This window comes from Streptomyces sp. NRRL S-350, from assembly GCF_000719705.1.
Classification (GTDB): Bacteria; Actinomycetota; Actinomycetes; order Streptomycetales; family Streptomycetaceae; genus Kitasatospora.
Map to the genome: position 1 here is coordinate 17,864 of NZ_JOHO01000066.1, position 14,060 is coordinate 31,923.

12 protein-coding genes and 4 pseudogenes are annotated in these 14,060 nt (G+C 70.0%); 7 read left to right on the top strand and 9 right to left on the bottom strand.

Translation table 11 applies throughout. The features are described 5' to 3' along the window. The first annotated feature begins 753 nt into the window (after window positions 1–753). On the top strand, window positions 754–1,740 hold the full coding sequence (locus tag IF30_RS0134620; RefSeq protein WP_078891944.1) for a phenylalanine 4-monooxygenase: 987 nt from the start codon (window positions 754–756) through the stop codon (window positions 1,738–1,740). 139 nt (window positions 1,741–1,879) lie between these two features. Here the strand turns inward: IF30_RS0134620 and IF30_RS44200 are convergent, their stop codons facing one another. The 3 genes from IF30_RS44200 to IF30_RS0134635 form a co-directional block, all read right to left on the bottom strand. After that, window positions 1,880–2,332, bottom strand: coding sequence for an STAS domain-containing protein (locus IF30_RS44200; RefSeq protein WP_158835728.1), 453 nt, complete (start codon window positions 2,330–2,332; stop codon window positions 1,880–1,882). A 14-nt stretch (window positions 2,333–2,346) separates the two neighbouring features. Beyond that, complete coding sequence (locus tag IF30_RS0134630; RefSeq protein WP_030245954.1) at window positions 2,347–2,682, bottom strand: hypothetical protein; 336 nt, start codon at window positions 2,680–2,682, stop codon at window positions 2,347–2,349. Window positions 2,683–2,918: 236 nt separating this feature from the next. Beyond that, window positions 2,919–3,419 carry a MarR family winged helix-turn-helix transcriptional regulator gene (locus IF30_RS0134635; protein WP_063752902.1) on the bottom strand — a complete coding sequence of 167 codons (501 nt, stop codon included), beginning with the start codon at window positions 3,417–3,419 and terminating at the stop codon, window positions 2,919–2,921. A 106-nt stretch (window positions 3,420–3,525) separates the two neighbouring features. Between IF30_RS0134635 and IF30_RS0134640 the strand changes: the two genes are divergently transcribed. After that, window positions 3,526–4,716, top strand: coding sequence for a PP2C family protein-serine/threonine phosphatase (locus IF30_RS0134640; protein ID WP_051711843.1), 1,191 nt, complete (start codon window positions 3,526–3,528; stop codon window positions 4,714–4,716). Window positions 4,717–4,754: 38 nt separating this feature from the next. After that, window positions 4,755–5,423, top strand: a complete 669-nt coding sequence (locus IF30_RS0134645; protein ID WP_030245959.1) for a response regulator — start codon at window positions 4,755–4,757, stop codon at window positions 5,421–5,423. Window positions 5,424–5,439: 16 nt separating this feature from the next. On the opposite strand, the gene IF30_RS0134650 is transcribed toward IF30_RS0134645, so the two are convergent. Beyond that, entirely contained in the window at window positions 5,440–5,730 is a 291-nt protein-coding gene (locus IF30_RS0134650) for a hypothetical protein (RefSeq protein ID WP_030245961.1), read from the bottom strand. A 385-nt stretch (window positions 5,731–6,115) separates the two neighbouring features. On the opposite strand from IF30_RS0134650, the pseudogene IF30_RS42440 reads away from it, so the two are divergent. After that, a pseudogene (locus IF30_RS42440) lies at window positions 6,116–7,215 on the top strand (sensor histidine kinase). Here IF30_RS42440 and IF30_RS48265 read toward each other — a convergent pair. Next, the gene (locus IF30_RS48265) at window positions 7,196–8,086 is read right to left on the bottom strand and encodes a hypothetical protein (RefSeq protein ID WP_051711845.1); all 891 of its coding nucleotides are present in this window, start codon (window positions 8,084–8,086) and stop codon (window positions 7,196–7,198) included. The pseudogene IF30_RS42440 and the gene IF30_RS48265 overlap by 20 nt on opposite strands. A gap of 689 nt (window positions 8,087–8,775) precedes the next feature. On the opposite strand from IF30_RS48265, the gene IF30_RS0134675 reads away from it, so the two are divergent. Beyond that, entirely contained in the window at window positions 8,776–9,360 is a 585-nt protein-coding gene (locus tag IF30_RS0134675; protein WP_158835731.1) for a hypothetical protein, read from the top strand. Window positions 9,361–10,110: 750 nt separating this feature from the next. On the opposite strand, the pseudogene IF30_RS45940 reads toward IF30_RS0134675, so the two are convergent. After that, window positions 10,111–10,462: pseudogene (locus IF30_RS45940) on the bottom strand (hypothetical protein); the annotation flags it as partial. 196 nt (window positions 10,463–10,658) lie between these two features. On the opposite strand from IF30_RS45940, the gene IF30_RS0134685 reads away from it, so the two are divergent. After that, entirely contained in the window at window positions 10,659–11,900 is a 1,242-nt protein-coding gene (locus tag IF30_RS0134685) for an IS110 family transposase (protein ID WP_051711846.1), read from the top strand. 17 nt (window positions 11,901–11,917) lie between these two features. Here IF30_RS0134685 and IF30_RS45945 read toward each other — a convergent pair. Then, window positions 11,918–12,224, bottom strand: a pseudogene (locus IF30_RS45945) (transposase); the annotation flags it as partial. 127 nt (window positions 12,225–12,351) lie between these two features. Next, a pseudogene (locus IF30_RS50675) lies at window positions 12,352–12,513 on the bottom strand (oxidoreductase C-terminal domain-containing protein); the annotation flags it as partial. A gap of 42 nt (window positions 12,514–12,555) precedes the next feature. Between IF30_RS50675 and IF30_RS49915 the strand changes: the two are divergent. After that, a complete protein-coding gene (locus tag IF30_RS49915) occupies window positions 12,556–12,987 on the top strand; it encodes a hypothetical protein (protein WP_030245973.1) in 432 nt (143 codons plus the stop codon). Between the two features lie 224 nt (window positions 12,988–13,211). Here IF30_RS49915 and IF30_RS0134700 read toward each other — a convergent pair. Next, window positions 13,212–14,060 (bottom strand): GlxA family transcriptional regulator (locus IF30_RS0134700; RefSeq protein WP_030245975.1); only part of this gene is annotated, 849 nt, incomplete at its 5' end.

Here is a 14,060-nt window from a genome sequence, read left to right on the forward strand (position 1 = left end):
GTCCGATGCCGCCCGGCGAACTCTCGCGGCGTGGTGGCGGCCGCCACCAGTGCCTCGCACGCGGCGGGAAACGGGCCTCCACCGCTCCCGCCGATCCCGCCGCCGGCTTCAGGCCCGCGATGGCGCGGGAGCCGACCTCAGCAAGGGCGACCCCGGTGAGGATTCAGGTGCCCGCGCCCACAGGGTCCGCCGGCCGGACGGCGGCGGAGCTGCTGTCGGCGTTCGAGGCGGAGGTCGCGCTCCACGTGGAGGACCGGGTGGCATGCCGGCCGTGGGAGGAGGAAGCCCGCGCCCCGGCTCCGCGCACCGGGGCGCCGGCCGAACCGCCGGGACCGCACGCGGTCAGCGCCCGCACCGCGGCGACGAGCGCGGTGGCCGGTCTTCGTGCGCAGGCGTGCATACCCCTCATCACTTTCGACATCGTCGTCCCCCGTCCGGCGGCACTGTCCGGTCCGCCCCTCGGAGGGGGACGATCGGTGGTGTCTGCAACGACCTTGACACACGCGACCGCCCAGGCGAACGCCGGTTACCGCCCCGTGACACAACGTCGAAGGTCTGGCGACAATCAGCACCGGGAGTCGTCAGGCCAGGGTGCTCACCTGTCCGTACGCTCCACGGGCGAGCCGGTCGGGCGAAACAGGGGAGGCGGTCTCGGGGTCGGCGTCGGTCGCGCAGCGGTGCACCTCTGCTCGACTTCAAGTGTCACCGGTGGCCCGGTTGTCTCTGGTGGGCCGCTGTCCGACCATGAACCCCATGACCGATCTCGCGAGTCGGACGCCCCTGAGCCCCGATGGCCGTCTCGGGCGGGCTGATCGTCATCCGGGCCTGAGCGATCCGGTGTACCGGCGGCGCCGCGCCGCGGTCGCGGTTCTGGCCGAGGGGCGAGAAGTCGGTGACCGTGCCTGCCGCGTCAGGTACACCGAGCGGGAGCACGAGACGTGGCGTTCGGTGTACCGGGCGTTGGTGGTCGCGCACCGCGGACGGGTGTGTGCCGCGGTGGAGCAGGCGCGTGAGGTGGCGCCGATCCCGGCGGACCACGTGCCGCAGCACGCGGAGGTCGGTGACCGGCTTCGGTCGCTGACCGGGTTCGACTTCGCGGTCGCCGGCGGGTTCGTGCCGAACAAGCGGTTCCTCGGTTCGATGGCGCTGGGCTACTTCCACGCCGTGCAGTTCGTGCGGCATCCCGCGCTGCCGCTGTACACCCCGGAGCCGGACATCATCCACGACGTGTTCGGCCACGGCATCCACCTGGCCTCGCCGTGGTTCGCCGACCTGTACCGCTTGTTCGGGGCCGCGGCCCGGCGAGTCGACACCGAGGACGCGCTGGACCTGATCAGCCGGGTGTACTGGTTCAGCCTGGAGTACGGCGTGCTGGCCCGGCGACGGCGGGTGGAGGCGTACGGCGCGGCGCTGCTGTCCTCCTACGGTGAGCTGACCGGCCTGCACCGGGCCGAGGTCCGCCCCTGGGACCTCGGGGAGGTGCTGCGCCAGCCCTTCGAGGTCGCGGGCTACCAGCCGACCTTGTTCGCGACGCGCTCGCTCGACCACCTCGCGGAGCAACTGCACGCGTTCCTGGACGACTTCGACGAGGAGACCGGGCCCCGTCTGGGGCTGCCGCCGAAGTCGCAACGAGGGGCGATTCCCCGGCTTCCGGCCGGTGCGGGCGGGCCGGTGGCAGGTCCGGCCGTGCGCGCGACGGGAGAGGCTGACGGGTCGACAGGTACCGTTCACCGGTGGTAGCCGGGGCGGGGCCGCGGACGGCCGGTCGGGCGCGGCCGGTGCGGTGGGCGGATCCGACCGGAGCGCTGCAGGAGAGGTCGAGCCCGCTGTCCTTGGGAAGTTCGGACCCGGTACGCAAGGCCCAGCCGCATCGCCCGGGCTATGTCCTCCCCGGAGGAATCGCAGGGCGAGCTGCTGGCGCACATCCCGTCGGCGGGCTGATCCCGACGAGATCGGCAACAGGGACGCCAGAGGGGGAAGAGCCTCGGAGTTCCCATGACCTCGCATCGACGGCGGCTAGAACGGGAAACAACGTTTCCGTGTCGGTCAGTTCGAGGAGCCGGCGCACCGTGCGGCTGGGCTGCAGCAGCACCAGCGCCGTCCCCTGTGCGGGAGCACGGAGGCGGACGTCGAGCAGCACATTGAGGCCGGCGCAGGTGAACAGGACAACGCGAGCCAGGTCCACGGCCAGTACGGCGGGCTTCTCGCTGAGAGCCGCGGCCAGGGCCCGCTCGAACTCGGGCTGGTTGTGCAGCAGCACGTCGCCGGTGAGCGAGCACACGACCATGTCGCCGATCCGGATCGATTCGGTCGTCAGGTCAGCCGGTGTCACGAACGTTCGCGGGGTCACTCCGCGGGGCCGACCGCGGCCTGAACGGCACCTCCGCTGCCCGACCCAGGTGCAGGGGGCGGCGGGTCCGGCCAGCTCGCGGCGACCTCTACCAGGCTCTGCCACAGGCCCTCGGCCTGGGCGGCCAGGTGGGCCGCGGCGGGGCTGCCGCTCTGGACGGCAACGAGGTAGGCGTCGACACCGATGACCGCGTGCCGCACCGACCGCAGTGCCGGCGTGAGGAGGCGGGGATGTGCGTCGTCATCCAGGAAGGGGCCGAGCCGGGCGGTCAGGATGCCGACGAGCCGGTCGAGGCCGTCGCGGTTCGGAGCGGCCATCACGAGGTCAGCCACGGGCCACCTCTCGGCATGGGGCGGCAGCCGTCCCGGCGGGTCGGGTTGTGCGGGGTCGTTCGGCCATACCGGCCTCCCTTCACCGGGCCTCATGGATGAGCGGGGCCCGGGGCCGCGAACTGCGGCACGTCCTCACCATAGGGCTAATTGTTGTCGCACGACAACATTTCCCATTAGGCAACGGTTTTTGGGCATTCGAATGCCCCAGCGGAACCCCGGACCTCGCCGCGGCCCGGCTACGCCGTGTGCGAGCGCGAGACGGCGGACGGCCCGTCGGTACCGACGTTCAGCCGCCGATCGGCCGCGTCCCGGAACGCCTCCAGCCCGGTCAACAAGGCCCGACGCCCGGCCGGCGGCATCGTCTCCAGGACCTCCACCAGATCCTGCTCCCGGCGCGCACGGAGGTCGGCCAGGAACGCGCGTCCGTCCGTGGTCAGGTGCAGCCCCAGCTCTCGGCGACTGTTCGCACTGGCCGTGCGCTGGACGAACCCCACCGCCTCCAGGCGGTCGCACAGGCGGCTCACCGAGGACGGCAGCGAGCCGAGCAGCTCGGTCAGAGTGCGCAGGTTGATTCCGTCGTTGCGTTCCAGGACGTAGAGCACCCGCAGCTGGGAGACCGAGACCGGTGCCACCGAGAGGTCCCGGCCGCCGCCCCACAGCACCTCCAGCAGCTCGACCACGGACGAGGCGACGCTCGAGGGGTCTGCGCCGCGCGGAAGCGGGGATACGGAGTCCATGGGGCCAGTCTGACATCCCCGCCGGACGGCCCCGGCTCCGCCGGCACAATCCGCACCCTCTCGTACGACAAGCTCGCAAGAGAAGCCGAAGGAAAGGCGAACATAGATGGCGACCAATTCGACAGCAGGGACGACCAACCTCTCAGTGGTGGAGCGTGCACTGCGCACCGCTGCCCCGCACGCCCTGCTCGACGCCGTGCGCGCGGCACTGCGGGAGCTGTACGCGGCCTGGGACGTCCAGCTGTTGATGGCCGACTACAGCCTCTCCTTCCTCCAGCAGGTGACCGCGCTGCCGCACACCGCCGAGGCGGTGGCGGTGCACACCAGCGATCCCGGGCGGGCGTTCGGCTCCCAGCAGCCGTTCGCCACCTCCGTCGGCGGCGGCCGAGTACTGCTGTACCTGCCGGTCACGGTCCGCGGCGACCGACTCGGCGTTCTCCAGGTGGGTCTGGATGGCGATGCACCCGATCCCGGCGCGGTGGAGGAACTGGCGGAGATCGCGGAGATTCTCGGCCACCAGATCGTCGTCGCCGAGCGGGACACCGACCTCTACCTCCAGGCGCGCCGGAAGGACCGTCTGACCCTGGCCGCCGAGATGCAGTGGCAGCTCCTGCCGGCCCGCGCCTGCCGCCGCCAGGAGTACGCGATCGGCGCGCAGCTGGAGCCCGCCTACGCCATCCGGGGCGACAACTTCGACTGGTCGACCACCGGCGACTTCCTCACCCTGACCGTCACCAACGGCATGGGCGAGGGCATCGAGGCATCACTGCTCACCAACCTCGCCGTCAATGCCCTGCGCAACGCCCGCCGGGCCGGCGTGTCGCTCGCCGACCAGGCCGCGCTGGCGGACCAGGCGATCTACGGCCAGTACCAGGGAGCCGCCCACGTCGCGGTCCTGCTGCTGCGCTTCGACCTGCGGACCGGCGAGGTCGAGATCGTGGACGCGGGCTCGCCGCGGCTGCTCAGATCACGCGGCGGCACGGTCGAACGGATCGATCTGGAGGCGCAGTTGCCGCTGGGCCTGGCCGACGACACGCCCTACACGGTGCAACGAGAGCGGGTCCTGCCGGGCGATCGGTTGATCTTCGTCAGCGACGGCGTGCACAGCGTCGCCTCGGACGCCGGCGAGCAGTACGGCGAGCGAGCACTGGTCCGGTCCATCCAAGCCACCCGGCTGCTGCCGGCCGCCGAGGTACCCCGGGCCGTACTGGCCGAGCTGTCGGCCTACCGGCACGCGGTGGCGGACGACGACGCCCTCGTGGTCTGCCTGGACTGGTTCGGTCGCGCCAGGGCGTGACCTACGGCGGGCCGCCTTGGCCTGCGCCCACACCAGCTGTGCGCGGCGCGGCCCGCGTCGGTGAGCGAGAACAGCCGCTTGTCAACGCGGCGGGTGACATCGAGGTGGTGGCGACCGCCGTCGGCGGGCAGGCCGTCGCGACCGTGCGCGAGCACCGGCCGGACGTCGTCCTGCTGGACATCCGGATGCCGGACGTGGACGGGCTGAGCGTGCTGCGGGAACTGGTCGCGCTGCCGTCGCCGCCGGTGGTGGCGATGCTGACCACCTTCGACACGGACGAGTACATCCTGACGGCGCTGAACTCAGGAGCCGCCGGCTTCCTGCTCAAGGACACCGAGCCCGAGCACCTCGCCCCGCAGGTGCGGACCCTCGCGGCGGGCGGGGTCGTCCTGTCACCGAAGGCGTCGCGGACGCTGTTGCGCGGGCACCCGGGCAGCGGGCCGGCCGTGGTGGACGAGGAGGCCGCGCGGGTCGACCGGCTCACCGACCGGGAGCGGGAGGTGCTGGTCCTGCTCGCCGAGGGGCTGTCGAACGCCGAGATCGGTGTGCGGATCCACCTGGGGACCGGCACGGTGAAGGACCACGTCAGCGCGATCCTCACCAAGCTGCGGGTCGGCGGGCGGGTGCAGGCCGCGCTGCTCGCCCAGCGCGCGGGACTGCTGGCCGACGGCCCGAACGGGATGGGTGAACCGCCGCAGCGCCTGTGACGTGGGGCATCGAGGCTCACTCGCGCCGTACGGTGGCCGAGGGGCGAGGAGCCTCGTCTCTCTCGACCTCCCGGACGTCACCGACCTCTTCGGCGTTCCCGGCATCCACCGCCTTCTCCTGACGCGGCCGAGCCTTGCCGCGCAGTGCGCGGGCGAGGGCCGGCGAGCCGCCGCCGTGCAGCAGGATGCTGCCGAGCACGGCGACGACCATGGCGTCGAGGGCGGTGTTGGCGCCCGTCCCGTCCGGGACGGCCCGCCGACCGGGCGGAATGTCCGTGACGCTGGAGGGCCCGCCGACCGGGCGCAAGGCCCGTGACGCTGGAGGGCCCGCCGCCTCGACGGGTCTCCGTGACCGGGTGTTCCCTGCCGACTGGATGTGACCACCCCGCCGGGTGGCCGGAGCTGCCGTCCGGCCACCGCCCCGACGACCCCGAAGCCGTAGGGTCGGCTCCGACGGAAACACCTGCCGGAGCGGGTCGCGGACCGACTCAGCCCGGCCCCACCCCGTCGCCCTCGGGGCGTCGACCACGATCCGCGCCGAGGCGGCTGGGACGGAACAGAGCGAAGGCGAGGCGGCACGAATGAGAACGAAGGCGGTGACGGAACGGGAGGCTGTGGTGAGCCGCACGGCGGTCGCCGGGAATCGGCTGCAGACGCAGGGAACGGGCCGGGCTCGCGCACTGTGGGCACGGGTGCCGGCGCCCGTCGTGGACGGCGCCCTGGTCGTGGCGGCGGGCATCGACGCCTGGGTGAACCTCACGGAGGGCCCGGGAGCATTCGACCTGGCCGTGGCCGCCGTCGCCTGCGGTGCGCTGGCACTGCGCCGCAGGTTCCCCCTCGGCGTCCTGCTGCTCACCCTGCCGATCGCCTTCACCCAGGACGACATCGCCCTCGCACCGTTCGTGGCGCTGTTCACCCTCGCCGAACGCTCCCGCAACCGCAGGCTGCTCGCGGTCTGCGCCTTCGGTACCGCGCTCGCCGGCATCATCCCCTGGTCCCTCGGCGGCCCGTTCGAGGTCAGCCGGACCTTCACCCTGGTCACGTTCGTCTACGGCCTGGCCACCGCGGCCGCCGCCGTCCTGTTCGGGCAACTCCTCCAGACCCGCAGGGACCTGGAGCGCCAGATGGCCGAGACCGAGGAGGCCAGGGAGCACGAGAGGATCCTGCACGCCCAGACGGTGCTCGCCCGCGAACGCGCCCAACTCGCCCGCGAGATGCACGACGTGGTCTCCCACCAGGTCAGCCTGATCGCCGTACGCGCCGGGGCGCTCCAGATGTCCACCCGGGACGAGGACGCCAAGGACGCCGCCCGCACCATCCGCTCCCTCAGCGTCACCACGCTCGACGAACTGCGCACCATGGTCAGGCTGCTGCGCGCCTCCGGCGGCCGCGACACCGAACTCACCCCCAGCCCACCCTGGCCGACCTGCACCGGCTCGTGGACTCCAGCGGCATCGAGACCCGCCTGACCGGAGAACTGCCGCCCGACCTCGGCGCCTCCGCCCAGCGGGCCGTGTACCGGACGGTCCAGGAGGCGCTGACCAACGCCCGCAAGCACGCCCCGGGTGCCACCGCCACCGTCGAACTCTGGCAGCACGGCCCCGACGTCGGCGTGACCGTCACCAACAGCGCGCCCGCCCGCCCCTCCCTCGCTCTGCCCGGCTCCCAGCAGGGCCTGATCGGCCTGCGTGAACGCGCCGAGATCCTGCACGGCACCCTCGAATCCGGCCCGACCACCGAAGGCGGCTACCGGGTCAGCCTGTGCATCCCCCTCACCGCCAACGGCGACTGATCAGTCGGGCGGCTCCGGATCGCGCATGCGCGGCCCCCGGGGCCGCCCGGCAGGTCGAGGAACTGACGCTCCGGGAACGGCAGGTGCTCACCCTGCCGGCCGGGGGACTCGCCAACGCCGACATCGCCCGGAGGCCGGACCTGACGGTGGGCACCGTCAGGGAACAGAACGAGCAGGCGGCAGACGAGGACGTCCTCGGGCGGGCGGCGATGTTGCCGACGAAGAAATGCGTGGCCCGATCGGGCGTGACCATCCTGGTCCACCAGCGCTCGCGCAGGACGTCGGCGAGCCGGTGAGCGGGGTAGGTGCGGCGGAACTTGCGCCATGACTGGCCGGCTTCCCAGTCGTGCAGGCCCATGTCGTGGCCCCGACAGGAGTCGTCGTGGCAGTGGAAGCGGTAGCGGAACTCGTAGGGTACCCATTCGAGGGGCCGGTGATCGGGGTGCAGCACGTCGGTCTGGTTGACGATGCCGTGCTGCTCAGAGGTCCGGGGGCTGGCGTCGGTGAGGCGGAACGAGTCGATGTGTGCAGGGCGGAACAGCCCGAGGGAGGTACCGTCGGCGGCCTGGAGGCGTTTGATCGCGCACAGGGACGGCTGGATCAGCGGTCTGGCGATGTCGACGCGCTCGGCCCAGCCGTCCCGGCTGCAGACCGTGTCGACGACACGGAGGGTGTCCAGGTTGGGTCTCAGGCTCTCCGGTCTCCGGTCGGCGTGATGGCGCCGGACGTCAACCTCGACGACGGAGTACTTCCCGAACTGCTTCTCCTCGTCGAGCAGCCGGTGTGGGACCGGGAACAGCCGTACATGCCGCACGGGGTCGGTGTCCAGGCGGATGCCGGCGACGCAGCAGGTTTCCAGGTACTTGTGCAAGACGTCGGGCCGGGCGAACAGAGGAGGCGCGGCAAAGCTGATGGAGCGGGGCGCTCAGGTCGCCGATGCGTAGAACGCCGTGGTGGGGAACCGGGCATGGGCTTGTTCCGGCGAGATCGCGGTAACCGAGGTGACAGCGGCGAGGCAGGGCGCCGCCCCGAGTAGGCCGCGGAGCCTGGGCCGGAGGTGCCGGCCCGCGGCTGGCTGGGGGTGCTCAAGCGGACCAGACGGTAGTTTCCGGACGGCAGCTGCCTCGACATCGACGATCTGTTCACCGCAGACAAGCGCGGCAAGGTCGGCCGAGTCGATCCACTGGCAGTCCGGCACCGCCCGACCGCTGCCCCGCCTGATCGCCGGTCGCATCCAGGGCCCGCTGTCCTCACCCGAACGCCGCGCGCCAGCTGGCACGCCGACCAACGACATCTGCCTGGGCACTGGGGGACGAGGCGCCCGACAAGGTGGTCAGCCGCACGACGGACGGCGGCGACTTCCACGATGAGGCCGAGGGTCAGCAGACGCTCGCGCTCTGGGCCACGAGGGCCTCCAGCCGGACGGCGTACTCCACATCGTTTACGCGTGGCCGGATCCGGGCGCTACGCACTCCTGACATCCCTTCCCAGATGCACCAGGCAGTGAGACGCTAGATATGGGTTCCCGGCATGACTTTCTGCTGGCAAGAGGTGGTTCCGATGGGTGCAAACACTCATTTCGGAAATCGACAATCCGTCGGGGCGATAAATAAGTTCACTCGACAAGGAATAGTCATTCTGGGTTTTGCAGTGCTGGCCCTGCTCATCATTCGCCTCGCCATGGGACCCGAAGACGCCGGGTGGATCGCGGCACTCGGCCTACTCGGCGTAGGCCTGCTGATAGTGGGGTACTTCCTTCCGGATCCCGAAGAGGTCGGCGACGTCGAGGTGATCGGCCTCTTCAAAGTTAAACGCCTCAAGCGCCTCGAAGAGGGGCTGGATCAAGTTTCCAAGGCGGCTTTTCGAGGGATCCTAGGGTCGCATGAACGCGCCCACCTCAGAAAGTTGAATAAGCAGGAAGACGACATAGTTCACTATCAGAGAGGTCTCCAGGAAGAATGTGAACGACTAGAGGCCCTAGGGTACCTTCAGGCCACAGAGAAAGATCGCGGGCTGCAAGCCCTGAAAGACGAGATCGGTAACAAAGAGGGCTTCGCCCTGGCGAAGTACGCACGCATCACATCGGACGGAAAAGAGTACCTTCAGCTGTACGACCAGGTGGCTCCCGTTTCGAACGGAGGCTGAGGAGAGTATCGCCGGGCTGACGACCACCCACGACGCGCTTCAGCGTCCCGCCCCCTGCGAACGCTCCCGACGTCCATGCCTGTAGAAACGGATCACGCTGCGACCCATGCCCCGACAGTCGGGGTGAGCAGCGCATTTCCCACCCCCTTTGGAGGGATTTCCGCGGTATTGGGGATATCGACATGGCGGAGAACTGTAATTCTGCACCGGCGTATATCGCGCGAGCCCGCAGTGCAGCCCAACGGGCGCGCGCCTCGGCCTCACATTTTGGATTTTCCGAGCCGGAAATTACCGAGGCTGCCGAACGCGCGGCCCGAGCTGCCGACAGTGCAGCGCAAGACTTCGCTCGCACATGCGCATCCATTGAGAGCGGCGACACGCATGTAAATACTTCAAGATCTTGGGCCAAGATAGCGGGATTCGCCGCTGATGCCGCGTCCGCAGCCGAGGATTCCGCGCGATACGCGGCGGAGAAGCTAGGATTCCCCGGCCGTCCCCCGATCTTTCGAGAAGAGAACGAATCTATCTATGTGAAAGCTCTCCGAGATGCGTCTGCGGTGGCGTCCTATGCGCGCTATGCCGCTGGTACTCCTCCCGGCACTGCAAAGCACTGGGCAGCGAAAGCCGACGAAGAGGAGAAGTGCGCCATTGAATCCGCCGGCGAAGCGTACGACGCGCCATAAAATTTCCTCCAGGCGCTGCGAAATCTGGCGTCCCCCTGCCGCCGCAGTCGGCACTCGGCTCATCGCCCTAGGGTGCGGATTTGGTCGTGATCAAGCGATGGCTTCTGGCGAGGCCCTTAATCCAGATCATCGCGCCCGCGGAGTTGCAGGCCGGCGAGATAACTCGCCGGGGTCTTGTCGTAGCGAGTGGCGGTGCCCCGCCATGCCTTCAGCTTGTTGATCAAGCGTTCGACGGTGTAGTGGTCTTTGCAGGAGTCGGCGTCGTGTGCGACGGGTCGACCGCCCTTGCTGCCCTTCTTCTTGCGATTCGCGGCCTGGTCGACCTTCTCCGGGATGACCGCCTTGATGTGGCGTTTGTGCAGGTGGGCGCGGTTGCTGCGGGACGAGTAGGCCTTGGGCCCCGGCGACCGCGGCGGCCCCCGTTACCGTTTTCGCGGCCCCGCAACGGGGTTCCCGGCCTCCCGGCCCGGCATGACTTGCGCCCCCAGTCGATGATGATCGAAAAGGTGGTGTCACCGGGCTCGGAGGCGTTGGCAGACCGCTGATGAGGGGCTTGAGCGCCGGATCCCGCACCGGGTCAGGCAGGCTCTCCGTAACGTGGATGCTGGCACGCCGATGCCGCAGGGCCGGGGAACGAGACCTGGGGAGGGGCAGTTGACCGGCACCGACGGTATAGATCTCTATCTCGGCCTGGACGTCGGCAAGGGCGAGCATCACGCGAGCGCGCTCACGCCGGTCGGCAAGAAGGTCTTCGACAAGGCTCTGCCCAACAACGAGCCCCGGCTCCGCGAGCTGTTCACGAAGCTGCAGGCCAAGCACGGGACGGTGCTGGTGGTGGTCGACCAGCCGGCCACCGTCGGAGCCTTGCCGCTGGCCGTTGCTCGCGACACCGGCTGCCGCATCGCCTACCTGCCCGGCCTGACGATGCGCCGGATCGCCGACCTCTACCCGGGCGAGGCGAAGACCGACGCCCGCGACGCACACGTCATCGCGGACGCCGCCCGCACCATGCCGCACACCCTGCGCGACCTGGTACCGGCCGACGAGACCGTCGCCGAGCTCGAGATGATCGCCGGATTCGATGACGACCTCGCGGGCGAGTCCACTCGGATCAAGAACCGCCTGCGCGGCCTGCTGACCCAGATCCATCCATCCCTTGAACGCGTCCTGGGCCCGCGACTCGACCACCCCGCCGTCCTCGCCCTGCTCGAACGCCACGGCTCACCAGACCAGTTGAGGAAGAGCGGCCGGAGGAGACTGATCACGCTGCTGCGGCCCAGGGCCCCACGGATGGCGGAGCGCCTGGTCGAGGACATCTTCACCGCCCTGGACGAGCAGACCGTCGTCGTCCCCGGCACCGAGGCCGCCGCGCTGATCGTCCCCAGCCTCGCCGCGTCACTGTCCGCGGTCATCGACCAGCGCAAACTCCTCGCCGCGAGGATCGAAGAACTGCTGGAGGCCCACCCTCTTTCCCCGGTCCTGATCTCGATGCCCGGCATCGGGGTCAGGACCGCCGCCCGGATCCTCGTCGACGTCGGCGACGCTCGCGCCTTCCCGAGCGCCGGCCACCTGGCCGCCTACGCCGGCCTGGCGCCCGTGACCCGCGCGTCCGGATCGTCCATCCGCGGCGAACACCCCTCCCGGCGGGGCAACAAGCAGCTCAAACGGGCCTTCTACCTCGCCGCGTTCGCCTCGTTGTCCCAGCCGGAGTCACGTGCCTACTACGACCGGAAACGACGCGAGGGCAAGCACCACGTCGCCGCCCTCGTCGCACTCGCCCGACGCCGCATCGACGTCCTCTTCGCCATGCTCCGCGACGGCACCCTCTACCAGCCGCCGACCGCCGCGACCAGTTGACGAAGACCATAGGGGCACCTTTTGCTGGCCTTGTCCGCCTCCTCGGCGGCCTTCTCCAGGCCGCCAGGGCGTCGCGGTCCAGGTGCATCCCGGCGGCGGCGTGGCGGGCGCGGACCGTTGTGGAGTCGACGCTGACCAGCGACAGGTCCGTCCTCCCCTCGCGGGCGGCCTCGGCGATCAGGCTTTCGAGCAGGACACTGAACACGCCGGCGTTCCGCCAGACCCGGAACCGGCCGAAGACCGTGGACCAGGAGCCGAACACTCCCGCCACTGGGCGCTGGAACGGAACCGCCAGATCACCCCCTCGAACTGGTCACGAAGCCGACGTTTCTCTCTCCTCCGCGAGGGTTGTACGCCCGCCGGAGGGAGCCCGGGGCGCCGAACCGGTCCTGTTCGTGCGGCTCGCGGCGAAGGTCGGTCGGCTGCTCGCTGGCCACGGCTCCGTCGTGTCTCAGACCTCGCCGAGCGGGACGTTCGGGTCGCTCAGGGCCTTGGTGTCCACCACCCGCCCGGAGCGCACCAGTTCGCGGATCGGGTCGGTGACGTCCCAGACGTTGACGTTCATGCCGGCCAGGACGCGGCCGCCGGAGAGCCAGAAGGCGATGAACTCACGGCATGGGCGGCCAAGAACGGGAAGCGGGTCCGGGAAGTCTGGGTGGACAACCTGTCGGCGTGGTCGGACGTGAAGCGGCCCGAGTTCGACAAGGCTGTGTCCGCCGTGCTGGCCGGAGACGTGCCGATCCTGTGGTGCGCGTTCCTGGACCGCTTCACCCGCAAGGGGGCGGACGAGATCGTGCCCATCCTCGGCAAGGCCACGGTCATCTTCGACTACGAGGACCTGGACAGCTCGATCGAGCGCGACCGGCGGTGGATCATCGACCGGGCCGAGCAGGCGCGCGAGTTCTCACAGCGTCTGAGCTTCAACCTGACCGCTACCACGGCCACGCAACGCAACGCTGGGAAGTGGCTCGGCAGCTGCCCTACGGCTTCGAGCTGGACGGGCCGGACACGCGGAAGCTCAAGAACAGCGCGGACACGTGGTGCTACCTCGAACCGCCGGAGCGCGGCTGTGTCGTCTGGTCGCTGAAGTCGTCGTCCATATCCGTCTCGGCGTCGGCCATCGCGAAGGCACGGGCCAGGGCCGCTTCCTCCGCTGCATCGAGGATCTCGCGGACCTTGAGGTTCTTGAAGTCGTTGCTGAGCGTGCGCTAACGGTTACGTCGGGTATTGGAACCGTCCGAATGCCTGGGTCTGGACTTGGGGTGGGGTGCTCAACGTTGGCCTCCTGGCCGGGAAAGTGAAGTGCTGCCGTCAGGTGGCTGGTGTGCTTTGTGTTGCCCGGTAGCGCGATGGCGGTGTCCCGTAGCGGCTGACGAATGCCTGGCGGAGCGTTTCAGCGGTTCCGAAGCCGCATTGTGCGGCCACGCTCGCCACGGGGAGTGAGGTGGAGGTCAGGAGGTGAGCGGCGGCCTCGGTTCGCGCGTCGCGGACGAATCGGCCTGGCCCTTTTCCAAGGTGGTCGATGAACAGGCGGGTCAGGTGGCGTTCGCTCACCCCCGCGTCGGCTGCCAGCGCGGTTGCGGTCAGGTCACCGGTCAAGTGGCTGGCGATATGGTCGACGACTCGCCTGACCAGCCCGTTCGTGGGTGCTGGGGTGGCTGTGAACATGCTCATCTGTGCCTGGTTGCCGGGCCGTTGCAGATAGGTGACCAGGCCGCGGGCCACTGCGCGCGCCAGCTCCGCGCCGTGGTCCTCCTCGATGAAGGCCAGGGTCAGGTCCAGGGCGCTGGTGACGCCCGCCGCGGTGGACACGCTTCCGTCGCGGATGTAGATCGGCGCGGGATCCACGGTGATCTCCGGGTAGGCGGAGGCCAGCCGCTCGGCGTACCACCAGTGAGTCGTGGCGCGCTTCCCGTTGAGCAGACCGGCGGCAGCCAGCACGGTCGCCCCTGTGCAGACCGAGGCCACTCTGCGGCTCTCCCTGGCCAGGCGGCGGACATGTCCGGCGATCCGCGGGTTGCCTGCCGCGGCCTCGTGGCCGAACCCTCCCGAGACGATCAGCGTGTCCAGCGGCCCCCTGAGCCGCTCCAGGGATCGCTGGCCCTGCAGCGTCAGCCCCGAGTCGCAGGTGATCGCGCGGCCTCCCGGCGTGGCCACGCT